At 41.0% G+C, this 24,003-nt stretch carries 24 protein-coding genes and 1 other RNA gene; 7 read left to right on the top strand and 18 right to left on the bottom strand.

What is annotated here, in order from left to right; translation table 11 throughout:
- Window positions 1-280: 280 nt before the first annotated feature.
- From ABTP35_RS12530 to ABTP35_RS12500, 7 genes are all read right to left on the bottom strand, one after another.
- The gene (locus ABTP35_RS12530) at window positions 281-2,401 is read right to left on the bottom strand and encodes a M28 family peptidase (protein ID WP_293295914.1); all 2,121 of its coding nucleotides are present in this window, start codon (window positions 2,399-2,401) and stop codon (window positions 281-283) included.
- 166 nt (window positions 2,402-2,567) lie between these two features.
- The gene (locus ABTP35_RS12525; protein ID WP_224834861.1) at window positions 2,568-3,107 is read right to left on the bottom strand and encodes a 1-acyl-sn-glycerol-3-phosphate acyltransferase; all 540 of its coding nucleotides are present in this window, start codon (window positions 3,105-3,107) and stop codon (window positions 2,568-2,570) included.
- Between the two features lie 42 nt (window positions 3,108-3,149).
- Entirely contained in the window at window positions 3,150-4,277 is a 1,128-nt protein-coding gene (locus ABTP35_RS12520; RefSeq protein ID WP_369885255.1) for an iron-containing alcohol dehydrogenase family protein, read from the bottom strand.
- Window positions 4,277-4,981, bottom strand: coding sequence for an HAD family hydrolase (locus ABTP35_RS12515; RefSeq protein ID WP_224834863.1), 705 nt, complete (start codon window positions 4,979-4,981; stop codon window positions 4,277-4,279). Before ABTP35_RS12515 ends, ABTP35_RS12520 begins: the two co-directional genes overlap by 1 nt.
- Window positions 4,972-5,685, bottom strand: coding sequence for a 3-deoxy-manno-octulosonate cytidylyltransferase (gene kdsB, locus ABTP35_RS12510; protein WP_293299205.1), 714 nt, complete (start codon window positions 5,683-5,685; stop codon window positions 4,972-4,974). The genes ABTP35_RS12515 and kdsB overlap by 10 nt, the downstream gene beginning before the upstream one ends.
- A gap of 38 nt (window positions 5,686-5,723) precedes the next feature.
- A complete protein-coding gene (locus ABTP35_RS12505) occupies window positions 5,724-6,293 on the bottom strand; it encodes a DUF4126 domain-containing protein (protein ID WP_262902797.1) in 570 nt (189 codons plus the stop codon).
- Between the two features lie 24 nt (window positions 6,294-6,317).
- A complete protein-coding gene (locus tag ABTP35_RS12500) occupies window positions 6,318-7,751 on the bottom strand; it encodes an ATP-dependent RecD-like DNA helicase (RefSeq protein ID WP_224834865.1) in 1,434 nt (477 codons plus the stop codon).
- A gap of 196 nt (window positions 7,752-7,947) precedes the next feature.
- On the opposite strand from ABTP35_RS12500, the gene ABTP35_RS12495 reads away from it, so the two are divergent.
- Genes ABTP35_RS12495 through ABTP35_RS12485 form a run of 3 tightly spaced genes read left to right on the top strand, consistent with a single transcriptional unit; the run spans window position 7,948 to window position 9,953 of the window.
- Window positions 7,948-8,598 carry a hypothetical protein gene (locus ABTP35_RS12495; protein WP_224835645.1) on the top strand — a complete coding sequence of 217 codons (651 nt, stop codon included), beginning with the start codon at window positions 7,948-7,950 and terminating at the stop codon, window positions 8,596-8,598.
- 2 nt (window positions 8,599-8,600) lie between these two features.
- Window positions 8,601-9,413, top strand: coding sequence for a DUF3822 family protein (locus ABTP35_RS12490; RefSeq protein WP_293299208.1), 813 nt, complete (start codon window positions 8,601-8,603; stop codon window positions 9,411-9,413).
- Complete coding sequence (locus ABTP35_RS12485; RefSeq protein WP_293295917.1) at window positions 9,414-9,953, top strand: RsmD family RNA methyltransferase; 540 nt, start codon at window positions 9,414-9,416, stop codon at window positions 9,951-9,953.
- Here the strand turns inward: ABTP35_RS12485 and rnpB are convergent.
- An RNA gene (gene rnpB / locus ABTP35_RS12480) (RNase P RNA component class A) lies at window positions 9,950-10,272 on the bottom strand. The genes ABTP35_RS12485 and rnpB overlap by 4 nt on opposite strands.
- Window positions 10,273-10,378: 106 nt before the next feature.
- Between rnpB and ABTP35_RS12475 the strand changes: the two genes are divergently transcribed.
- Complete coding sequence (locus ABTP35_RS12475; protein WP_293295919.1) at window positions 10,379-12,154, top strand: DNA polymerase III subunit gamma/tau; 1,776 nt, start codon at window positions 10,379-10,381, stop codon at window positions 12,152-12,154.
- Window positions 12,155-12,204: 50 nt separating this feature from the next.
- Window positions 12,205-12,786: a tRNA-(ms[2]io[6]A)-hydroxylase gene (locus tag ABTP35_RS12470; RefSeq protein ID WP_224834868.1), complete on the top strand. Its 582-nt coding sequence runs from the start codon at window positions 12,205-12,207 to the stop codon at window positions 12,784-12,786.
- Here ABTP35_RS12470 and ABTP35_RS12465 read toward each other — a convergent pair.
- From ABTP35_RS12465 to rpsA, 10 genes are all read right to left on the bottom strand, one after another.
- Window positions 12,783-13,670 carry an exopolyphosphatase gene (locus ABTP35_RS12465; protein WP_293295921.1) on the bottom strand — a complete coding sequence of 296 codons (888 nt, stop codon included), beginning with the start codon at window positions 13,668-13,670 and terminating at the stop codon, window positions 12,783-12,785. The genes ABTP35_RS12470 and ABTP35_RS12465 overlap by 4 nt on opposite strands.
- Window positions 13,671-13,681: 11 nt before the next feature.
- Complete coding sequence (gene ppk1 / locus ABTP35_RS12460; protein WP_293295923.1) at window positions 13,682-15,757, bottom strand: polyphosphate kinase 1; 2,076 nt, start codon at window positions 15,755-15,757, stop codon at window positions 13,682-13,684.
- The gene (locus tag ABTP35_RS12455) at window positions 15,758-16,246 is read right to left on the bottom strand and encodes a histidine phosphatase family protein (protein ID WP_293295925.1); all 489 of its coding nucleotides are present in this window, start codon (window positions 16,244-16,246) and stop codon (window positions 15,758-15,760) included.
- A gap of 12 nt (window positions 16,247-16,258) precedes the next feature.
- Window positions 16,259-16,906 carry a pyridoxamine 5'-phosphate oxidase gene (pdxH, locus tag ABTP35_RS12450; RefSeq protein WP_293295927.1) on the bottom strand — a complete coding sequence of 216 codons (648 nt, stop codon included), beginning with the start codon at window positions 16,904-16,906 and terminating at the stop codon, window positions 16,259-16,261.
- Window positions 16,907-16,971: 65 nt separating this feature from the next.
- On the bottom strand, window positions 16,972-17,883 hold the full coding sequence (locus ABTP35_RS12445; RefSeq protein ID WP_293295929.1) for a ribonuclease Z: 912 nt from the start codon (window positions 17,881-17,883) through the stop codon (window positions 16,972-16,974).
- Between the two features lie 37 nt (window positions 17,884-17,920).
- Window positions 17,921-18,286, bottom strand: coding sequence for a four helix bundle protein (locus ABTP35_RS12440; RefSeq protein ID WP_293295931.1), 366 nt, complete (start codon window positions 18,284-18,286; stop codon window positions 17,921-17,923).
- Between the two features lie 32 nt (window positions 18,287-18,318).
- A complete protein-coding gene (locus ABTP35_RS12435) occupies window positions 18,319-18,651 on the bottom strand; it encodes a ribonuclease Z (protein ID WP_293295933.1) in 333 nt (110 codons plus the stop codon).
- A 3-nt stretch (window positions 18,652-18,654) separates the two neighbouring features.
- Window positions 18,655-19,581, bottom strand: a complete 927-nt coding sequence (locus tag ABTP35_RS12430) for an aspartate carbamoyltransferase catalytic subunit (protein ID WP_224834875.1) — start codon at window positions 19,579-19,581, stop codon at window positions 18,655-18,657.
- A 6-nt stretch (window positions 19,582-19,587) separates the two neighbouring features.
- The gene (pyrR, locus tag ABTP35_RS12425; protein WP_224834876.1) at window positions 19,588-20,124 is read right to left on the bottom strand and encodes a bifunctional pyr operon transcriptional regulator/uracil phosphoribosyltransferase PyrR; all 537 of its coding nucleotides are present in this window, start codon (window positions 20,122-20,124) and stop codon (window positions 19,588-19,590) included.
- A gap of 115 nt (window positions 20,125-20,239) precedes the next feature.
- The gene (gene rpsA / locus ABTP35_RS12420) at window positions 20,240-22,078 is read right to left on the bottom strand and encodes a 30S ribosomal protein S1 (protein ID WP_224834877.1); all 1,839 of its coding nucleotides are present in this window, start codon (window positions 22,076-22,078) and stop codon (window positions 20,240-20,242) included.
- 421 nt (window positions 22,079-22,499) lie between these two features.
- On the opposite strand from rpsA, the gene ABTP35_RS12415 reads away from it, so the two are divergent.
- Window positions 22,500-22,880 carry a LysM peptidoglycan-binding domain-containing protein gene (locus ABTP35_RS12415; protein ID WP_224834878.1) on the top strand — a complete coding sequence of 127 codons (381 nt, stop codon included), beginning with the start codon at window positions 22,500-22,502 and terminating at the stop codon, window positions 22,878-22,880.
- Between the two features lie 290 nt (window positions 22,881-23,170).
- Window positions 23,171-23,794, top strand: coding sequence for a porin family protein (locus ABTP35_RS12410; protein WP_293295936.1), 624 nt, complete (start codon window positions 23,171-23,173; stop codon window positions 23,792-23,794).
- Window positions 23,795-24,003: the final 209 nt, after the last annotated feature.

Here is a 24,003-nt window from a genome sequence, read left to right as displayed (position 1 = left end):
GTAGCTCGTCGGGCTCATAACCCGACTAATCTCTTTGAAATTTTGATTATTATTAGTGAGAATAACGCAATTACTCATTAGAATTATCTCTTAAAATCGAACTAATATCGAACTAATCAAAATAAAATTACACTCAATAAATTCAATATCAATTATTTAATTGTAAATATACGATACACAGAACGTGTTCCACAGCATGAAGGAATAAATCCCAAACACCTTAAAAGCAAAAGGGCGCGATTAAAATCGCGCCCTTTTTAGTATGTACAAAGGTGTTCAACTACGAGATGCTCTGTGCCAATTTAAGAATCTTATCGGCCAAAGATTGTATGGCAGCGGCATAGCGCTCGTCCCACTCATCCAACCTTTCGGAAGAAGTCAAGGAAATCTCATATTCCAAACCTGGTAACATCCAGGATGCGTAGCCACTAAAAGGGTCCGTGGATGCATATATCGACTTAAACCAAGAGCCATAGTACATGCCCTTTTCATCAATAAAGCTTTTTTCCAAAGCCAACAATTGCTTGTTGATACTTTTAATTTCCTTTTTGGACAACGTACCGGATGCCAAAACATCGGATAGGGCTTTGTCCAAAATTTCAGTGTTATTATCCAACACCTTAATAGATGCTTCAACTTTATCGAAGCCCTTAAATTCTGTATCGAATGCCTTGATTTTTTTAACAGCGTTGGCAAAATGTCCTTTTAAATCAGTGGAATATCTTTTCACGTCATACGGAATAACTTCTGCATTGGCCAACCTCAGAGCCATTAAACCTGCGAACTGCTCTATGGTACCTCCCATTTTAAATTCTGGATCTGCAAAGGTTTTATAATAGTGAAAACTATCGTAATTCGTGTGATAAAGTGTTGGTCCTCCTGCTCCTCCACTAACGGATGGAACACCTACGTGCATATAAAATCCGATATGATCGGAACCTCCTCCCAAGTTTCCAATACGAGGCTCTTCTTTATCGCCCCTCCATTGATCATAGAGTGTTTTATCAGTGTAGGGATAATTTACTTTTTTGGACATTTGGGTAACCAGATTCTTTAATGTCGGAGAAGATGAGGCCCCGAAATTTTTACCGGAAACACCACCGTCAAAATTGAGATAGGCTACAGCTTTTGCACCAAGTTCGTCCCTTAATTGTTCTACCCATTCCGAGGATCCGATCACTCCATGCTCTTCCGCATCCCAATGAGCAATAAGAATGGATCTTTTGGGGGCCATACCCTTTTTAACAAGTTTACCAATGGATTCGCTCAAGCCCAACAGCATGGCCGTACCACTGTTAGGATCTGTAGCGCCAAAAGCCCAAGCATCGTAATGGCAACCAAGAATAATCCACTCGTCCGGGTATTCCGTTCCTTTAAAAGTACCTACCACATTGCTTACTCGAACAAACTCTTTGGGCTGATCTACTTTTACACGTACCGTGAGCCCATCTCCCCCTTCTAACCTATATGTAAAGGGCAATCCTCCCTGCCAAGCGTTGGGAACAGGTTTTCCCTGCATCCTGCCCAATATTTCCTTTGCCGAACCATAGGGCAATGGCAACACCGGAATGGTATGCAAATCCGTTTCGGAGGGGTCCAACCGATCGACCTTCTTTTTGCCATCCAATGGCAATGCAGGTTCAAATGGGGTCAAAGGATCGCCCTGATAATCCAATGTCAGTACGGAGCCCCTCTGAATGCCGCTCTCGTTATAATTATGTCCGTTGGGGTATACAAGGCCTTTCATATAACCACTATCTTCTGGGTCGGTGTACATAATAAGTCCTGCAGCACCGTACTGTTCGGCAAACTTGGCCTTGTAACCGCGGAAATTACGACCGTAACGGGCAATAACAATTTTGCCCTTTACATTGATCCCCATCTCCTCCAACTTTTCAAAATCCTCTTTGGTTCCATAATTGGCATATACTACGGTAGAAGTAACATCGCCACTACCGGAATAGGCGTTCCATCCCTTTTCCAAGGTAGGATCCGAGGAAAACTTGTCCTCTGCCAAGATATCCTCTTGTTGATTTAGTGGCATACGCAACGGTGTCACCAATTCCACCGCGGAACTTCCACCTGTTGTGGTCATGTAAATATCATAGGGATATAATTTTACGTCCATTCCCGCATTTTCCATCACACCCGCCATGTATGCCGCAACTTTCTCATTGGCAGCTGTTCCTGCTACGTGGGGCCGTTCCGTTAATGTTTTTAGATGTTCCCTAAATTTTGGATAATCCACTTGGCTTTTAAAGGTCTCTTCCAATTTTTCTTGCTCCTGTAATGAGGCTGGTGTATATCCTTGCCAGTCTTGTGCCGAAATAATTGAAGTGGACATTAAACCGGCCGCTACAAATAGTTTAAAGCAATTTTTAGTTGAGTTTTTTTGAATCATAATTTGATTGGTTATTAGTTGCCTAAATATAAGATATTTCAGCGTCTAGGTACACCCTCGATCCAAGCTATCTTCGGCTCGTGTTACCATCAAAAATCTTTTTTCGATTTAAGTAGTGGAACCGCATATTTAATGATGATGATTATAAAATAGGGATACAGGGCACTTAAAAGCTATATTCGCGTACTTTTCCTGTTACGCCTTGGTAGAAGGCGTGAATTTTATCGAAATCCTTTTCTTGATCAGTAGTCGTAAAAAATGGTCGACCTATTTTGATTTCCTTTTTTCCAAAGTCAAAGGCAACCATTACAATAGGTACCTTGGCCTTTTTTGCAATATGATAAAATCCGGTTTTTAACTGGGCGACTTTTTTTCGTGTGCCCTCCGGTGCCAGTGCAAACCTGAAGACCTTTCGTTCATTAAAAACCTGAACAATGCTGTCCACGGTATTGGAATTTTTGGAACGATCTACCGGCGCACCTCCGGTCCACCTAAAAAACCATCCGAAGGGCGGTTTGAACAGACTCTTTTTTCCGATATAATTGATTTCTTGGTTTATTACCTTTCTGATCAACAAGCCCAAAAAGAAATCCAACCAATGGGTATGTGGAACCACAATTACAACGCATTTGTCCACTTGGGGAAAAGAACCGTTGAGCTTCCATCCCAAAATTTTAAAATATATGAATTTGGCAAGCCTTTGCATGGGCTTCATGTTATTTGTCCATAATCAGATCTGGAACAAATTTTAGATTTTTTGATACAATGCCCGTAACCGTTCCGGGGTCATGATGTTTTTCCAATTCTTGCCCAGAGCATTTTCCCAAAGGGGTTCCAATCCCATCGCAACATTCACCATCACATCAAAATCGTTTTGGGTAAGGTCGGCACAAACACCTTGTGGCAGTGTAATATTGTGTTTATCCATCATTTTATTGAACAGTTGTACCCCTTCCGGATAAAATTCCTCCAGATGCTGGAAAACCAAACAGTTTCCTATACCGTGCTTAACCCCCAATAAATAAGAAAGTCCGTAGCTCATGGCATGCGCAACACCTACTTGAGAGTAGGCAATACTCATTCCCCCATGCCAAGATGCCATCATTAATTTATCCCTTGATTCCTCGGAGGGAATGTCGTTCAGGTACACTTCCAGACAAAGTTCCATGGCCTTTTCCCCATAACTTTGGCTAAAGGCGTTTAAATATGTTCCGGTCAAAGATTCCACACAGTGAATAAAACAATCCATTCCCGTATAAAACCATTGCTCCTTGGGAACGCTTTTGGTGAAATCCGGATCTAAAATAACTTGGTCGAAGGTTGTATAGTCTGAATTTATCCCAAGTTTTTTTTCCGGTCCCAGCAATACTGTGGTTCGGGACACTTCTGCTCCGGTCCCGCTAATGGTAGGTATCCCAACATGATAAAGTGCGGGGTGGCCCACCAAATCCCATCCTTGGTAATCTTTGGCCAATCCTTTGTTGTTCAGTAGTATGGAAACGGCTTTTGCCAAATCCAAAAGGGTACCTCCGCCTATACCGATTATACCGGAGGGCGCCTCTTCATATTTTTGACGTATTTGGGAAACCAACGCATCAACTTGAGCGGTTTTGGGTTCTTCTTCTGCAGAAATAAATATAACCTCGTCGTTGAACAACAGGGGCAAAGTTGACAGGAACTCACTATTTTCAAAATAATCGTCGACCAAAAATATAAACGGTGCTTCCGAACTTGTTCGCTTGGGCAATAAAACATCTCCCAATTGCGAAAAGCTTCCCGCCCCAAAGATTACCTTCGGCACCATTGGAAAGTTCTTGTACATAGTTTTACGGGTCGATGAGGTTTGTTGATTTTTCAAGTTGTTCTCTGTCTTCATTAATTATCCAAATACTTCAAAATATCTTTGATGTTGTTTAATTTGAGATGGTTGTTCACCATTTCATCTTCGGCTACCATCTCATGGGCCCAAGTGGTGTGAAAAGGCACGTGCACGGCCTTTGCTCCTATATTGAGAATAGGAAGGACATCTGATTTCAATGAATTTCCGATCATTAAAAATTCGTTGACATCTATATTCAAATGCTCCAACAAATTACTATAATTATTTTCTTTTTTGTCGCTAAGCACCTCTACATGATGAAAATACTTGGAAAGGCCGGACTTGTCCAATTTTCGTTCCTGGTCCAATAGATCCCCTTTGGTAAGTACTATCAACCTATACTTTCCGGCCAATTTGGATAACACTTCCTCTACTCCGTCCAGCAATTCCACCGGGTGTGCAATCATTTTTTTTCCAAGGTTCAAAATCTCGGAAATGGTCTGTTGCGGTACTTTATTGTTGGAGAGGTCCAGTGCGGATTCTATCATGGAGAGCATAAACCCCTTTATCCCATAGCCATAGCTTTCCAAGTTGGCCATTTCCATCTTGAACAGTTCTTGGTCTATCTTGTTTTTGGTCTCATAGCCGTCCAATAGTTCCGCAAATTTTTCTTCGGTATCCCTAAAATAGGTCTCGTTAACCCAAAGGGTATCATCTGCATCAAATCCTATTACTTTTATGTTGGAGAAATCTACTTCCATACCTTTCTAGCTCTTTCCAAATCTTCGGGTGTATCAATTTCGATGCCTGTCACGTGGGTTTCTACCATTTTTATTTTTTTTCCATACTCCAAAAAACGTATGGCCTCAATTTTTTCTTTCGCCTCGAGGGGCAACATTTTCAGCCTTTGAAAATCCATGAGCGCCCTTTTTCTAAAAACGTACACACCTTTATGTTTATAGTAGGTCGCATCCACTTCCTTATCTCTTGGATAGGGAATGGGAGAACGGGAAAAATAGAGTGCAAAACCTTGATTGTCCACAACTACCTTAACCGAATTGGGGTTGGATATTTCTTCCCAATCCGTAATGGGTGTCATCAAGGAGCCAAGGTCGATTTCTTTTTCTTCATCATTTTTGAAGACCTTTATGATCTTCGCCAAGCTATCTGCATCAATAAATGGTTCGTCTCCCTGCACATTGATCACAATGTCCACCTCCATATTCTCCACGGCTTCCGCTATTCTATCGCTACCACTCTCATGAGTTTTTTTGCTCATGATTACATTTCCGCCTATGTTTTCTATCACTTCAGAAATGATAGGGCTGTCCGTCACAACGTATACTTCATCAAAAAGACCTGTGTTTACAGCTGCTTCGTATGTGCGCACAATTACGGGCTTACCCCCAAGGTCCTGCATTAGTTTGGCAGGAAACCTTGATGCCTGATAGCGGGCGGGTATCATTGATATTATTTTCACTACTATTTATATATGATTGGATGTTATCTTTTGGGTCTGAGCTTCCTGTAGATCCTGAATATGATCAATAATATGATAATTACAAGAATGGCGGCTATGGGCGGCACTAAGATCGACGCAGTACTTACTGCAACGGCGGTCCCGGTCTCCACCGTGGACACCAATGGGTTGGCCAAGCCTCCCGTTGTTCCGCTAGATGCCAGTCTGCCGGCCGCATTTGCCCCTTTGATCATAGTTGCGGTCCCACCACCTGCAATAATGGCCAAAGACCAAGTGACCACAGGGTCTAAATTGGCAGCAGTAGAAACTACAACTGCGGTACCTGCAATCCCTGCCAAAGGTATGGCTAGACTATCCAAGGCATTGTCCACCCATGGAATAAAATAGGCAAATATCTCTACAATTGTGGCAACCCCCAAGGTTATCAATGCTGTTAGACTACCTATCCATTGCCAGCTTTCGTTGAGTTCCCATACCCCTAAATATGCCGCAAAACTTAGAGCAAAAAGTGGTAAAAAAACACGGAAGCCCACGGAAGCCGCTAAACCAATCCCTAGGAACAAACTTATTAATGTATCTGGTTCTATATTCATGCCGATGTCTAAAATAGGATATTCCTAGTCAAGAAAAAAATCATCCTTAAAACCTATAAGGTATAGTTTTCTTTCGGCCCTGGTAACTGCGGTATACAACCATCTCAAATAATCTTTATCCACCCCATTGGGCAAGTAAGGTTGTTCAACAAAAACGGTATCCCATTGCCCTCCTTGTGATTTATGGCAAGTAATTGCATAAGAAAATTTTACCTGTAGCGCATTGAAGAACTTATTGTTCTTTACCCCGAGAAATTTTTTGTATTTGGATTTTTCGTGGGCGTAGTCCTTCATTACTTCTTGGTAAAGTCTATTGCCGTCTTCGTAAGATAAGGATGGTGTTTCGGCCGTTATAGTGTCCAGTAAAAGAACAGTTTCAAAGGGTTTCTGATTGGGATAATCCACCATTTTTACTTTTACCTCGGCAAACTTGAACCCATAAAGTTCTTTGATCGCAAACAGCTCCAGTACTTCGATTATATCGCCATTGGCTATAAAACCAGCCTCGGAGTTTGGTTTTAGCCAAAAGTAATTGTTCTTGACCACCATCATATAATCGCCTACCGAAATCTCGTTGTCAAGAAAAAGGATACGTTCCCTAATATTTTGGTTGTATAGGTTGGCCCTTTTGTTGGAACGAACTATGATCGCCGTCTGTTCTTTTCCGTTCTCACTGTAAGAGGAATCAATGGCCTCCTGTATCTCGTTCCCTTCCAACAGGCGCACTATATCCGTGTATGTGCCCAGTTCAAACTTGAAGCCGTCAAAAAAATCGGACTGTAGTTGCTCCCTCAGATTGGTTGCATTGTATAGGATTCCGGAGTCATCAGCTTGGCGCATGACTTCGTTCAATTCCAAACACGCTACTTCCTTATTATAGTTTAAGGACAAACGATCTTCATCAAGGGCAGGGCTAAGTTCCAATTTTACAGGGGGCAACTGTGCGGTATCACCGATCAATATTAATTTGCAGTTATGGCCAGAGTGAACATAATGCATAAGATCGTCCAACAAGGAGCCGTTCTCGAACAATTTGGAATCGGCGGGCGAGTCCGGAATCATGGATGCCTCGTCTACAATAAAAATCGTATTCCTGTGCTTGTTCGGAGCCAACACAAATTGGATTCCTCCACCGGTTTGTTTTTTGGGGAAATATATTTTTTTGTGGATGGTGTAAGCTGTATTGCCCGAATAAACCGACATAACTTTTGCTGCCCGCCCTGTCGGCGCCATTAAAACAGCACTCATTTTTACCTTCCATAAACTACTCACCAAGGTAGCGATCAAGGTAGTTTTTCCCGTTCCAGCGAACCCTTTTAAAAGGAAGAGCTCATCCTTTTTTCCATCTAACACAAAGTTAGACAGCTTTTTAAGTGCCAGACCTTGTTTTATGGTAGGTTCGTGCGGAAATTTTTCGTTTAAAATCTTTAAAAATCCTGGTGCGGTAAAATCGTTCATGAGCGCTAAATATAGGGCGCTCTTTTTTAAAGCAAAAAGTTTCGCAATTAAAAAAATATTGTAGATTTGTCTGTAACCACTAAATTAACTTTGAAAGACAGTATCAGATATGTTAAATTTAATTCTTATTGTTGTAATCATATGCCTTGTGACCATAGGGCTTGTATTTTTGATCGATAGATTTTTACCTCAAAAAATAAAGCCGGTACTAGTAATTCTTTTCGGTATTCTAAGTATCTTCCTAGGTTTCAAGATTTACGATTCTATCAACGCCCCCATTGAGTTCAATAAGGTAAGGAACGAAAGGTTCTCAAAAGTGATCGACAAGCTTAAGGACATTAGAGATTCCCAAGAAGCGTACAAAACAGTAAACGGTAAATATGCAGGTGATTTTGAGAGCTTGATCAAGTTTATTGACACTGGGAGCTATACCATTACCACGCAAAGGGACTCGTCTTTTATGAGATATGACCGAGCCTATCAAATTGATATGCAACAAGATACAATCATCATCGATACATTGGGCACAGTTAAGGTCAAAGATTCCCTATTTGGTGCGGACACCCGCTACAAAAACATGATGGATGTTCCTTTTGCCCAAAACAACGAAAAGTTTGAAATGAAAGCTGATATTATCGACAAGAGCGGATACAAAGCTCCGGTTTTTGAAGCTAAAGTAAAAAAGAACGTTGTTCTATACGATCAACCGCAAGATTTGGTAGAAAAGGAGAACTCTTACCAAAGTGTGGAAGAAGTAAATGGTACAGAAATAAAAGTTGGTTCCCTAACGGATGTAAGCACCAATGGTAATTGGCCCCCTATTTACGATAGGAAAAAGAATAACTAGTTATAGTACAGAAAGAAACAAATAAGACCTATAGAAAATTGTCCATTCAAGCTGGCTTGAATGGACTTTCTTTTTGTGTAATGGATACCATTACAAATAAAATTCTTGCCTTTGAGCGACAAAGTTTTAAAACTCAGCTCACCCCCTACCTCGTACTAAAAGAGTTGAAAGAAAAACTTAGCAATCAGGAAGAAATTGGGCAAAATTTTTCCGAAGTAATGGTAATACACAAGAACAGTATGTTCAGCTTGGTGCCCAAGCCCATATTTAATGAAGGGGAACTCCCAAACTACCTTAAGTTCAATGCCAAAATAATGGCAAACGACCTTATCGCGTACGATGAAATCCCAAATCAGGATATCATTAATGTGTATATTCCCTATACCAATATCAACAACTATATTTTTGAGCTTTTTGGAGAATTTGAGTTCAAGCATAGCGGAACGGTTCTCATCAATACCTTGCTCAACCAAAACAGACCTTCTTCCGAACCCATCTGTTATGTACAGATTGCTGAGCGAGAAATGGAGTTAATGGTAATCTCCAACAAAAAACTGTTGTTCTACAATCAGTTCGAGTACAGCACCAAAGAGGACTTTTTGTACTACCTTTTATTCAGTTTGGAGCAATTACAAATGGATTTGGAAAAAGTGCAGCTCAAACTCTTCGGAACCATAGAAGAAGGAGACCCTATTTACGACCTTTGCTACCAGTACATTAAAAACATTTCCGTATTTGTGCCCGGCAATACGGTTTTTCCTGTAGACCAACTGGAGAACGAGAGTATCGATTTTTCCATTTTAAGTTCTCTCTAAATGAGGATCATATCCGGTAAATACAAAGGGAAGCGCCTCACTGCGCCGAAAAAATTACCTGTTCGCCCAACTACCGACATGGCCAAAGAAGCACTGTTCAACATTTTGAACAATAGGTTTTATTTTGATGAGCTCAATGTGCTCGATCTGTTCTCCGGCACAGGCAACATAAGTTATGAGTTTGCCTCCAGGGGATGCAAAAAGATAACTGCCGTGGACGGACATCAAGGGTGCGTCCGCTATATTGCCCGAACAACACAAGAGCTGGATTTTCCCATCGCTACCGTAAAATCCGATGTATATAAATTTTTACAGGCCACTCCAGAAAAGTTCAACCTTATTTTTGCCGACCCACCGTATGATTTTGATAAGGGGCAGTTTTTAAAAATCGCCGACCTGGTTTTTGACAAAGGACTCTTGCTCGAAGACGGTCTCCTTATTATTGAGCATTCCGAACAAACAACACTTTCCGAGCACCCCAAATTCACGGAACAGAGAAAATATGGCGGAAGTATTTTCAGTTTTTTTGAAACACAATAAAAAGCAGGCCATAAGCCGGATTCTGTAGACCCCAAATCAATGTAAGGAGCTCCTTATCATTTATCTAGACAAATGGTTGCCCAAGTGTTCCAACCGCCTACCCTCCAACTCGAGCGTGCAGCCCTCAAGTGTTGGTTTACATGGCGTTTCACCGCATAGAGTTTGCCGATTTCACTACAGCCGAACTGTACTTGCTTTCTGTTGCACTGGTCCTCGTCTTACAACGGACGGGCGTTACCCGCTATGCCGCACTTTGGTGTCCGGACTTTCCTCTCCAAGCTTGGTTGCCCGTGCTTGCAGCGATAAGGTGGCCTGCTGTTTACAAAGGTAGTTCAATTGTTAATAAAAAACAGCTTAACTGTGCTCGAGCAGTCCACTTTGCCCGATCGTATTTTTATATTTGTAATAATTCTATTTTCCCAGCATTGGAACCATTTATAGTATCAGCTAGAAAATATAGACCGCAAACCTTTAAGGATGTGGTGGGGCAGTCCTCCATCACCAATACCTTAATGAACGCCATTGAAAACGATCATTTGGCGCAAGCATTATTATTTTGTGGACCAAGAGGCGTTGGCAAAACCACCTGTGCCCGTATTTTGGCAAAAAAGATAAACCAAGATGGTACAGAAAAGGAGGATGAAGATTTTGCCTTCAATATTTTTGAGTTGGATGCAGCTTCCAACAACTCCGTGGATGACATCCGTAGTTTAATTGATCAGGTACGCATTCCTCCACAAACGGGCAAGTACAAAGTGTATATTATTGATGAGGTGCATATGCTCTCACAATCTGCATTCAATGCTTTTTTGAAGACTTTGGAGGAACCGCCTAAGCACGCTATTTTTATTCTGGCGACCACCGAAAAACACAAAATTATCCCTACCATATTATCGCGTTGCCAAATCTTCGATTTTAAACGGATCACGGTAAAAGATGCAGCGGAATACCTTAAGCACATTGCCGAACAACAAGGTATACAGGCAGAAGAAAGTGCTTTACATATTATTGCCCAAAAAGCAGATGGGGCCATGCGCGATGCCCTCTCCATTTTTGATAGGGTGGTCAGCTTCTCTGGAAAGGAACTTACCCGAAAGGCGGTCACGGAAAACCTGAATGTCCTTGATTATGATATTTATTTTTCCGCAACAGATTTAATTCTAGAAAACAATATTCCAGAACTTTTGATCCTGTTCAACAGAACCCTTTCCCTTGGGTTCGATGGCCATCATTTTATAAGTGGCCTTGCATCCCACTTTAGAGATCTATTGGTTTGTCAGCATCCGGACACTTTACATCTTATGGAGGTTGGAGACGATGTTAAGCAACAATACCAAGATCAGGCAAAAAAAGTTACCAAAGATTTTCTTTTAAAGGCCATAGACCTTGCCAATGATTGCGACCTAAAGTATAAGAGCAGTAAAAATCAACGGTTATTGGTAGAACTTACCCTTATGAAATTAGCATCCATCACTTACGATGGAGAAAAAAAAAACTCTAATTTCATAATTCCGGCATCACGGTTTACCACACAATCCACGCCCAAAACAAGCGACACGCAGGCAGGTCAAGCCAAAGTTCAGACTATAGCTTCCTCGGTGGAAAAGAAAGTCCAACCATCAACGACCGAGGTTAGAACCGTCGAAGAGAAAGTTCCTATGCCCCAACAGGCAGAAACAAAAAAAATCGACTCCCCAAAAGAGGATAACCCGACTCAAAAAATAAACATTAAAAGTCCTAAAAAACGTGTTTCGGGACTTTCGCTGTCCAGTATCAAAATAAAAAAAGAGCACGAGAACATTAAATCCCCAACAGTAAACGAGGAGGATTTACCACACGATACGTTTTTAGAGGTGGACATGCAAAAACATTGGGACGATTTTGTGCAACAGTTGGAAAAACAAGGCCGAAAAATATTGGCTAGTAACCTCCAAACAGATGTTCCCAAAATGAAGAACGAAAATACGATTTGGATCGAGCTTCCCAACAGCACCATGAAAAAGGAAATTGAACGGGAACAAAGTCTGATGCTGGATTACCTTAAACAAAAGTTGAACAATTATTCAATTTCACTCCATATTACGGTGAACGAGGAAGTTGCGAAAAAATTTGCCTTTACCCCAGAGGAGAAATATGAAAAATTGAAGGAGAAAAATCCAAACATCGAACTCCTTCGCAAAGAGTTCGACCTTGATTTTTAAACATACCGCACAATACTTTTATCTTTGATCCATAAATTTAAAACTGATACATGTTAGGCCTAAAACTACCAACGGACCCACGATGGGTGAACATTGTTGAAAAGAACATCGAAGAAATTTTGACAGATCATGCCTATTGCGAGCAAAAAGCGGCAAGTACCGCTATTTCCTTGATCATTGGTTTTCCCGAAAAGTCGGAATTGGTAAAGGAAATGACGGCCCTCGCCCGTGAGGAGATGGGGCATTTTAACATGGTCCATGATAAAATTATACAGCGGGGATGGGTATTGGGCCGTGAACGCAAGGATGAGTACGTTATAGAACTCATGAAGTTTTTCCCAAAAGGTGGAAGCAGAGAAACACATTTGGTACACAAACTCTTGTATGCTGCATTGATAGAGGCTCGTAGTTGCGAGCGTTTTAGATTGCTATCGGAAGAGATTAACGACGAAGAACTGTCCGAGTTTTATCGCAACTTAATGGTAAGTGAAGCCAACCACTACACCATGTTTTTAAGGTTTGCGCGCAAATACGGAAATCGAGAGGAAGTCGATCAAAAATGGGAAGCGCTTTTGGAACATGAAGCTCAATTAATGAAAGACCTCGGCAAAAAGGAAACGATGCACGGTTAATCCTCTTTATGGTACAAAGTTTTGATCATACCATCGGCAAGACCAATTTTTGGAACAAGAATTTTTTTGGCCTTGCTCCACTTTGCTGCGTTTAAGAATATTTTGGTCGCGGGTATAATTACATCTGCACGGTCTTGATTTAGGCCAAGTTCCGAAATCCTGTCTTCGTAGGCCATACTGTCCAAAAAATGGTATTGGGCATTCAACCAAATATAGGAAAGGGGCTGACCGACCTTTCTACCGGACATTTTGTGCAATTTATTTATGTTTCCGCCAGAACCAATAATTTCGACGGTAGCATCCAAAGGGAGATTGGATTTGATCCAGGTTTTTATCTCGTCCCAAACTGCATCATTCACCAAATTGTTTAAAATCCGGAGCGTGCCTATTTTAAATGATTTGGAAAAAATAGGCAACCCCTTGTCGATTATAGTAAATTCCGTACTACCGCCCCCTACATCCACATACAGGTAGAGCCTATCATTTTTAATAATATCCTTAAGATCGGTCGAGGCAATGATCGATGCTTCCTCTTTACCATCGATAATCTGAATATCGACCCCCGATCCCTTTCTTACCCTAGTTATTACCTGCTTCCCGTTTTTGGCTTCCCTAAGTGCCGAAGTGGCACAGGCCATGTATTTTTCCACACCATAAACCTCCATTAAAAGTTTAAAGGACTGCATGGTCTTTACCAATCGATTGAGGTTCCGTTCGGAGATTTCACCGTTCAAAAAGGCATCTTCCCCCAAACGAACCGGCACCCTGACCAATTCACTTTTTTTGAACTTAGTGGGCCTGTCTTGGTACTCGATTACATTGTTGATCAACAATCTGACCGCGTTGGAACCAATATCGATAGCTGCAAATTTCTTTATTACCAAATCCAGTGATCTTAAGATTCCAGTTTTCGCTTGTAATAATCGTACACTTCAAACTGCGACCTAAACTCGGCCGCTCCCTTGGACCGTTTTCTGTAGGCGTTGTCTTGTTTGGCCGAAAATATTCTGGCCTTTGAGTTATCGTTCCAGGAAATCTCAAAAGTATCCAGTAGTTCTTGTCGGATGTCCTCATCATAAATAGGGCAACCCACCTCTACTCTAAAATCCAGGTTACGTGTCATCCAATCTGCGGAGGATATATAAATTTTCGGGTCTCCCCCGTTTCCAAAAATAAATAGTCTGGGGTGTTCCAAAAACTTATCCACTACACTTATGGCCTCAATATTCTCGCTCATTCCCTCGACACCGGGAATTAAGCAGCAGATTCCGCGGACAATCATTTTTATTTTTACTCCGGCCCTACTGGCCTCGTACAACTTATCTACCATTTTATAGGAGGTAAGACTGTTCATCTTTATTTTAATGTAGGCCTCTTTTCCTTCGCGCGCGCAAGCTATTTCCCTATCGATCAACTTCATAAAAGTTGATTTTGTATAGTGTGGTGATACAATCAAGTGTTTGTACTTGTTGATCTTGTAATTGGTCTCAAAGAATCCGAACACTTTGTTCATATCCTTTAATATGCCCTGATGGGCGGTAAACAAGGTGTAATCTGTATAGATTTTTGCCGTGGACTCGTTAAAATTACCGGTACTTATAAACCCATATCGTTTTAGCCCGCCTTCTTCCTCGCGCTCCACCAAACAGATCTTACTGTGCACCTTTAAGCCGGGCACGCCAAAAATCAACTGTACACCTTCGTCCTGCAGATAATTGGCATATTCGATATTGTTCTGCTCATCGAACCTGGCCTGCAGTTCTATCTGTACGGTTACCTGCTTTCCATTTTTTACCGCGTTTACCAATGCCGAGGCTATTTGGCTATCGCTGGCCAATCGATAAATGGTGATTTTAATGCTACGGACTTGGGGGTCCAGGGCCGCCTCGCGCAAAAATTTGGTGACATAACTAAATGTATGGTAAGGAGCATAGATCATATAGTCCTTATGCGCGATAATATCCAACAAACTCCCTTTCATGCTCAGCCCTTTTACCGGCAAAGGTTCTATTTTGTCGTACATAAGGTCTTGGCGCCCCAAGCTCGGAAAACCCATATAATCCCTTCTGTTATGGTAACGTCCACCAGGAATAACACTATCGGTATCCATAATGTCCATTTTTTCCTTTAGGAACTGAAGAGTGTCCTTGTCGATACTTTTATCGTAAACAAAGCGAACCGGGTCGCTTATTTTTCTGTGTTCTACACTCGAAGAAATTTTCTCGATAAAACTTTTACTTAAATCATTATCGATATCCAACTCGGCATCTCTGGTAATCTTGATCATGTGCGCGGAAATGGATTCAAAATCAAACATGGTAAAAACACTGTCCAAGCAAAAACGAATAAGATCGTCCAGCATGATCACATAGTCCTTATCTCCCTCTTTGGGCAAAACCACAAAACGGTCGATACCTTTTGGAATTTCGATCAATGCATATCGATTGTGTTTTCCTCCGGGCGAACCGTTTTTCATTACGATCTTTACGGCCAAATAAGCTGCTGTATCCTTCAAAAGTGGAAATTCCGTAAGGTCGTTCAAGATAATGGTCATTAATTCTTGATTCACCTTTTTAAAGAAATAGTCCCTTATAAATTCGGCCTGATTTTGGTTGACCTCGGTTTCGCGGATTATAAAAATGTTCTTCTCCCTAAGCTCTCTGTCAATTTCCTTGAAGATAACCAGACTACGGGCCTGTTGATCGATCACTATTTTGGTGATTTCCTCTAACAAATCTTTGGCCTTTTCTCCCCCTAAAACACTCTTTCCCGTTTTTCCGGCGTCCACGATTCGTTTAACCGTAGCATAGCGAACCTTGAAGAATTCATCTAAATTGTTACTGAAAATCCCTAGAAACCGTAATCGGTCGATCAATGGAACCCTAGGATCCTTGCTCTCTTGCAGCACCCTGGCGTTAAATTGCAGCCAACTGATTTCCCTGTTGATATATTCGTTCTTTGTTTTTACCATCTATTTTTTCAAGTGTTTTGGAAAGACCATTTGCTTTGTAATGCCCTTGGATATTTTGGACCAATCGTCCACACCAAATGTAATGTGCACAAGTCCTGCCGTGGGAACGTTTTCAATATACTGATCTCCCCATGTATTTGCAAGTGAAGTAAAGGCGTAGTTGTGACCAAATATGGCCACTGTTTTCAAATTGTTGTCCAATCGGTGTACAAACCTCTCCACACTATCTCCCAAAAAATCGTATAACTCATTATTTATTCTAAAATTAGAAAGATCAAATTCAAGATTTCTAACAAAAATCATACTCGTATGCAGTGCACGAATCGCCGGACTGGAATATATAAAATCCATTTGCGGAGCGTGGATTTTAAATGTTTTGGACACCAAATGGGCATCGTTGATCCCTCGCTCCTTTAAAGGTCTGTCCTTATCGGAAGCATCGTAATCCCAAGAGGATTTCCCATGACGCATCAATATCAGTTGTTTCATCGTTTATAGGATTTAGGGGGCCAACCGTTCTATTTTCCAATCATAATCATCTTGAAGTGTATATCGTATCCTATCGTGAAGTCTGTTGGGGCGTCCCTGCCAAAATTCTATGGATATGGGCCTTACCAAATAACCTCCCCAATATTCGGGTCGTGGCACTTCCTGTCCTTCATACTCTTGTTCCAGCTCCTTTAGTTTTTTTTCGAGATAGTCCCGGGAAGGCACCACTTCGCTTTGGTCGGAAACCACCGCTCCAAGTTGACTCCCAGTAGGTCGCGATTCAAAATAACCATCGGATAGATTCTCGGCAATTTTTTCTGCTTTGCCCTTTATGATCACTTGACGTTCCATATTTGGCCAAAAAAAGGATAGGCATATGGATGGATTGGCCTCGATGGCCTTGCCTTTTTCACTTTGGTAGTTGGTGTAAAATATAAAGCCCTCGAAAGTAAACTTCTTCATCAGCACTACTCTACTTTTTGGAAATCCATCCAGGCCAAGGGTAGATACCGTCATGGCATTAGGTTCGTCCACACCGCCCGAGGCTTCAACTTCGTAGAACCATTTTTGGAATTGCTCAAGGGGGTTTTCCTTTACGGTTGCCTCGGTCAACTCACTTTTTTCGTAAGATTTTCTATAATTGCTCAGGTCTTTTTGCATGTTGTGAAGTTCGTCAAAAATAGATTCAACTCAAAGCCATGCGCCTGTAAAAGAATGGTAATTTTTTATGCTCCAAAGTCAAACTCTTTACCGTCGTCGGCGAGTTCCACTACCGGAAAAACCTCTTTGGCCTCCTTTTTAAAAAGCTCAATTGATCTGTACCTAGTGGAATAATGCCCCAACACCAAAAGACTGGCGTTGGCCTTTTGGGCAATTTGAGCTGCCTGTTTGGCCGTGGCATGTTTTGTTTTTTCGCACAAATGCGATTCCGACTCAAGAAAAGTGGATTCGTGATAGAGCACGGTGACATCTTTTATAATGGGCAAAATCCCTTCATTATAAACCGTATCGCTGCAAAAAGCATAACTTTTTGGTGCTGGTGGATCTAAAGTGAGTTGTTTATTGGGCACCGTCTTACCAAACTTATCCACACCATCGACCCCTTCCTTTATTTTAATGAACTGGCTTTTGTCTACGCCATATTTTCGGGCGGCGTCAATATTCAAGGTTCTGGGCGCTTCTTTTTCTTGAAATAGGAATCCATTGGTATACACTCTGTGGATCAATGGAATGGTACGCACGGTCACCTTTTCGTCTTCGTAGACAATTTCGGATTCTTTCGATTCCAATTCATGGAAGACCAAAGGATAATTGGTCCAAGAATCGCCCAATTTTAAAAGTAAAGTAATGGCCTGTTTAATGCCTTTTGGACCATAAATGTGCATTTCTTTATCTCTGCCCAGTAATCGGAAAGTGGATATAAGGCCAGGCAAACCAAAAAAATGATCACCATGGAGATGAGAAATAAAAATATGGTTGATTCTGGAGAACTTGATCTTATATTTTCTCAATTGGACTTGGGTCCCTTCACCACAATCGATCAAAAAAAGATGGTTCTTTATTTCGAGTACCTGAGAGGTAGGATTGGTAAATGTTCGTGGTGTAGCGGCATAGCAACCTAACACTGTTAGTTTCACAAATAATAAATTTAAAATGGAAAGTTAAAAATTCCCATTACGTTTTAGAGTAATTCAACTTGGATGATTTTACGATAGAAGCCAGCAGTCGAATTATTTGCTCTATTTCGTCATCAACCTTACTAAAATCCAAATCTCCAATTGAATCGGATTCTCTTAAAAGATCCAGCCAATACCTTGTCTCATTTGCTTCTTTTAAAGAAATAGACATCTTATGGATAAAATCTTTTTTGCTTTCAGCATGCTCTGCTTCTCTGACCAATGCACCAATTGCGGTTCCTGACCTCAATAACTGTTTTGACAACACAAACTCCTTTTGCTTTTTTTCCAAATACTTGGTAATCCGCAAAATTTCCAAGGCAAAATCAAAACTCTTCTTTTGTATAGTATTTTGTCTACCCAAGCAATAGCATTTTCAATTCTTCATCTTTAATTTTAAATTCCAAGGTCACGTTCAATTTCTTCCATTTCGATCAGGTCTTTGGCTTCTTGCAAGGTGGGTACCACACTAATCTCTTCCGGTATTTCGTCGTAACCCAGTTTATCTGTAACCAAAACAAAAGATTGTCCTGATGCCTTGTGAGTGTTGGAAATATCCAAAAACTCAAGAATGTTGCTCACCGTCAGCTGGTCAAAGGAAAATAGGTTGATAACTATGTTATCATGCTTTAATTTAGGGTAGGCTTTGTTCAAATTTTCCAGAAAACCAGAAAGGGTTGTGTTCTCTTGGAAAACTATGGTTGTTGTGCCTTCTTTATCGAAAATCATGTCTTACTTAATTTTTGATGCCAATAGGTAAAGTACCGCCATTCGAACGGCCACACCATTCTCAACCTGATGCAAAATAATGGACTGATCGGAATCGGCCACATCGCTGGTAATTTCCACACCTCTATTAATGGGACCTGGATGCATAATCACAATTTCTTTGTCCAAACTGTTCAACAGCTCCTTGTTCACCCCAAACTGTTGGGTGTATTCTCTGGTGGAAGGAAAATAACTGATATCCATCCGTTCGTTCTGTACCCGAAGCATATTGGCCACATCGCACCATTCCAAGGCTTTTCTCAAATTGGTCTCTACCCCTACACCCAAGGACTCTATGTATTTTGGAATCAGTGTTTTTGGGCCACAAACTTTAACATTGGCGCCTTGTAATTTTAAGGCAAATATATTGGAGAGTGCTACTCTGGAATGAAGAATATCACCTACTATCACTACATTCTTACCACCTACGTCGCCCAGTTTCTCTCTAATAGAAAAAGAATCCAACAATGCTTGTGTTGGGTGTTCATGGGCTCCGTCCCCTGCATTTACGATGGAGGCATTTACATGTTGGGATAAAAATATTCCTGCTCCAGGGTTAGGGTGGCGCATCACTACCATATCCACTTTCATGGACAGGATATTATTTACGGTATCAATAAGGGTCTCCCCTTTTTTAACGGAAGATTGTCCTGCCGAGAAATTGACCACATCGGCGGAAAGCCGTTTCTCTGCCAACTCGAAAGATAATTTCGTTCGGGTACTGTTCTCAAAAAAGATGTTGGCAATGGTAATATCCCGAAGTGTAGGCACCTTTTTAATGGAACGGTTGATGACCTCCTTAAAATGGTCTGCCGTTTCAAAAATGAGCGATATATCCTTTTTGTTCAGATATTTTATTCCCAACAAGTGATTTACACTTAACTCGCTCATTATCTATTATTTGCTTACTAAATATACTTTATCTTCGCCGTCGTTTTCTTGCCACATCACTTTTACTTTTTCTTCGTTTATGGCATCCACTTGTCGGCCCCGGTAGGTCGGCTGAATGGGCAAATGCCTGCTAAATCTACGATCGATCAAGGTTAAAAGTTCAATATTGCTCGGTCTTCCAAAGGATTGAATGGCGGTAAGGGCCGCCCGGATACTTCTTCCTGTGTAAAGAACATCATCTATAAACACTACTTTTTTGTCCTCTACCAAAAAATTCATTTGTGTGGAATTGGCCTTAAGGATTTCCCCTCGTCCAAAATCGTCCCTAAAAAATGTGATGTCCAAGAAACCAAGGTCAATATGTTTGACTTTGTATTCTTTTTTGAGGATTTTCACCAATCTTTCTGCCAAAAAAACGCCTCTGGGCTGAATACCTATGAGTGCGGTATTGGCAAAATCCAAATGGTTTTCCATTAGCTGACAGGCCAACCGGTGCAGTATGATGTTGATTTCCTTTGAAGTAAGCAGTACTTTTTGACTCATATGCTGTGTGCGACCAACTCGGTTGACCACAAAAGTAAGCAATTCTTTAAAATGTTCGGAACATAAAAAAGCCCCGACTGTTTCCAGCGGGGCTTAGTATCATTGAAAAGTCCGATTACTTTTTCTTGGAATCGGCTTCCATCTTGTCTTTCAATGCTTGCAACTGTGAGTTGGCATCTCCAAGGGTCGGAGCAGCTTCGTCGCTAGACGTGGCTCTTTTCTTGGCAGCGGCTTTCACATTTCTGTCTTCTTGCTCTCTAAAGATTGCCGTGTGGCTGGCCACAACTCTCTTGAAATCTTTATTGAACTCGATGATCTTGAATTCGGCCTCTTCTCCTTTTACCAATTTCTTGCCGTCTTCTTTTTCCATGTGACGTTGTGGAACAAACCCAACGATGTCCTCGTTGAAGTTGATAGTCGCTCCTTTGTCAACAACCTCTGCAATTGCAGCTTTGTGAATTGTTCCTTCAGCAAACTCCTCGGAGTATTTATCCCAAGGGTTTTCTGTGGTCTGCTTGTGACCAAGGCTCAACTTTCGTCCATCCACGTCCAATTCCAATACTTCCACCTCCAAAGTGTCACCTACGGTAACAAACTCAGATGGGTGCTTGATTTTCTTGGTCCATGAAAGGTCGGAGATATAGATCAAACCATCGATTCCTTCTTCCAACTCTACGAATACACCAAAGTTGGTAAAGTTTCTAACGATTCCTTTATGTCTTGATCCAACAGGATATTTAGTAGTAATATCGGTCCATGGGTCTGGGGTCAATTGCTTGATGCCCAACGACATTTTGCGATCTTCCCTGTCCAAGGTCAATACAACAGCTTCAACTTCATCACCTACGTTTACGAAGTCTTGTGCTGATCTTAGGTGGGTGCTCCACGACATTTCAGAAACGTGGATCAATCCTTCCACGCCTTCGGCAACTTCGATAAATGCACCGTAATCTGCGATTACCACTACCTTACCTTTAACTTTGTCACCTACTTTGATCTCATCGCCAAGGGCATCCCATGGGTGTTTTTCCAATTGTTTAAGACCCAACTGGATTCTAGACTTGTTATCATCGAAGTCCAAGATTACCACGTTCAATTTCTGGTCTAGCTCCACAACCTCGTTCGGATGGTTGATACGGCTCCAGGAAAGATCGGTAATGTGAACCAAACCATCCACACCTCCAAGGTCGATAAATACCCCATAAGATGTAATGTTCTTGACCACACCTTCCAATACTTGACCTTTTTCCAATTGGCCGATGATCTCTTTTTTCTGTTCTTCGATATCCGCTTCGATCAAAGCTTTGTGCGACACCACTACGTTTTTGAACTCGTGGTTGATCTTTACTACTTTGAACTCCATGGTCTTACCTACGTACTGATCGTAATCACGGATAGGCTTTACATCGATCTGGGAACCTGGCAAGAAAGCTTCGATTCCGAATACGTCAACGATCATACCACCTTTGGTACGGCATTTAACGAAACCGGTAACGATTTCTTCTTTGTCGTGTGCGTTGTTGACACGCTCCCAAGCCTTAATGGTTCTAGCCTTACGGTGAGACAATACCAATTGACCGGTTTTGTCTTCGCGAATATCTATAAGTACCTCGACTTTATCCCCAACTTTTAGGTCTGGATTATATCGGAACTCATTTAAGGAAATTACACCTTCGGATTTTGCATTGATGTCGATGATGGCCTCACGGTCAGTCATGTGAACAACTTTTCCTTCCACTACTTCCTCGTCCGCAGTGTCCACAAAATTTTCCTCCACAAGCGTTTCGAACTCTTTAAGCTTTGTATCGTCTACGCGCTCAATTCCTTCTTCGTACTTGTCCCAGTCAAAATTTTCAAGAAATTCTTGTGGATCTTGTTTGGGCTGTGTTTCTTCTTTTACTACTGGTGCTGCGGCAGTTTCTTCTACCTCAACGTTTTGTTTTTCTTCAGCCATGCTGCTGATTTAAATTTGTATTCCACGTTTTACAAGAGTCAAACAATTACCGCGGAAGTGGTTTTAAATAATTTTCTAGATTCCCTTTTCTCTTGCCTCCTTGTTAAAAAGGTGTGCAAAAATACAATTAAATTATTGATTCACAAAGCCTACACATATGGTTTTCAATGAAAAAATGATGACTTGTTAATGCCTTTCAAAACTAAGGCTTGTATTTAATTGGGTACACCCACGGTTTGGATCAAAACCCTGGATCACTGTGCGATGGAATTCCCATACCGGTATGAAACCTTGCCCTAGAAGCATTATATACGGTTGATCCATTAAAGACCATTAAAAGTATTACAAATAATTCATGGTAAAATATAAGCGGATTGCCTATCTTGAAACCTCTAATTATTAACTGTAAAAAATCTTAATTATGAGTGTAAAAGCAAAATATCAGCCAGTATTGGATCTAGGCGAACAATTGGGAGTTAAAAATGGTGATGTAAATGTTGAGGGCGACATTATTAAAATTAAAGGTACGACCCATACCCAATATGAGAAAAATCTACTGTGGGACAAAATCAAGGAAATCGGCGGAGAAAAACCTTCCGACATCAAGGCCAACATCACCGTTGAAGACGAATCCGTTTACCACAGACATACCGTAAAGAGCGGTGAGTCGTTGAGCAAGATTGCCAAACATTATTATGGCGACCCGATGAAGTACACCAAAATTTTTGATGCTAACACCAATATTTTAAAAGACCCCAATGTAATCCACCCCGATCAGGTTTTGGTGATTCCGAATTTGTAAAACATGGTCAGTTCGAGCGCAGTCGAGAACTTATTTATTCATATCTCGACTCCGTCCGATGTGATATTATAAACTAAAAAGGCGCCCTTTGGGCGTCTTTTTACTTGTTATGATGACAGTATCAATTGAAAAGGTGGTTCTATCAATTGATTGGGTACATTCGTCAATTGTTTCTTTTTTATTGTTTAGAAAATACAAGTTTTGCACACGATTGCTTTGGCGTTTCAGACCACAAATTTTCTTGATTTGCCGACAATCATCAAAACAACTGTAATCAACAAACATTAAAAATGAAAAAACAAGTATCCCTAGTAGTATTCAGTTTAATTGCATTTTTAAAAGTATATGCACAAGACAACGGAGAATTTGAATTTGGAATACAATCCGGATTGAATTTGGCCAATGTTTCTACCATAGATGGTCAAGACAACGCCAATACTAGAATCTCATTTAATACTGGTATATCCGGTGAATATTACTTTTCTGACCGATGGGGTTTAAAAGGAAAGCTTATCTATGATAGTAAAGGTTGGGCCGATGGCTTTATTAATGATGAAGAGAACAATAACTTTACCACCACAAATTTTAAATTAAACTATTTGTCCATTCCCATTATGGCAAACTGGCATTTTGGTTCCAATAGAAATTGGTATTTGAATTTTGGTCCGTACTTGGGACTTTTGATAAGTGCAAAGGATTCAGAATTGGGAATAGATGTAAAAGAAGCCTTTAAAAGTACCGATTTGGGTCTTGCTTTGGGCATTGGATATAAATTTAGAATAAACAACAATACACAATTGTTCTTTGAGTTTGACGGTCAATCTGGATTCGTTGACATTTTTGAAGAAAATCTTGGAGAAACCGTAAGAAACACAAGAAGCAGTTTGAACTTCGGTGTGCTGTTTGGGTTATAGGGACTCTAACATTTATATAAACCAGGTTCAAAATTAGGAGAAGAGTTGTTAATTGGTTCTCTTCTAAGTTAGAACCCTACATAAAAGATTATTTTTAAGGCGCCCTTTGGGCGTCTTTTGGTTTTTGAAAAAATAAAACTCAAAAAGGTAAGGGTCAGCCATTGTAACCGACTCCGAATTTAAACGTATCCCTTTAGGATAAATCAAAC

Origin of the sequence: Flagellimonas alginilytica, from assembly GCF_042134605.1 — a bacterium.
In the GTDB taxonomy this organism is placed as follows: domain Bacteria; phylum Bacteroidota; class Bacteroidia; order Flavobacteriales; family Flavobacteriaceae; genus Flagellimonas; species Flagellimonas alginolytica.
The sequence above is the reverse complement of the archived record's forward strand: the minus strand, read 5'-3'. Positions and strand labels throughout refer to the sequence as shown.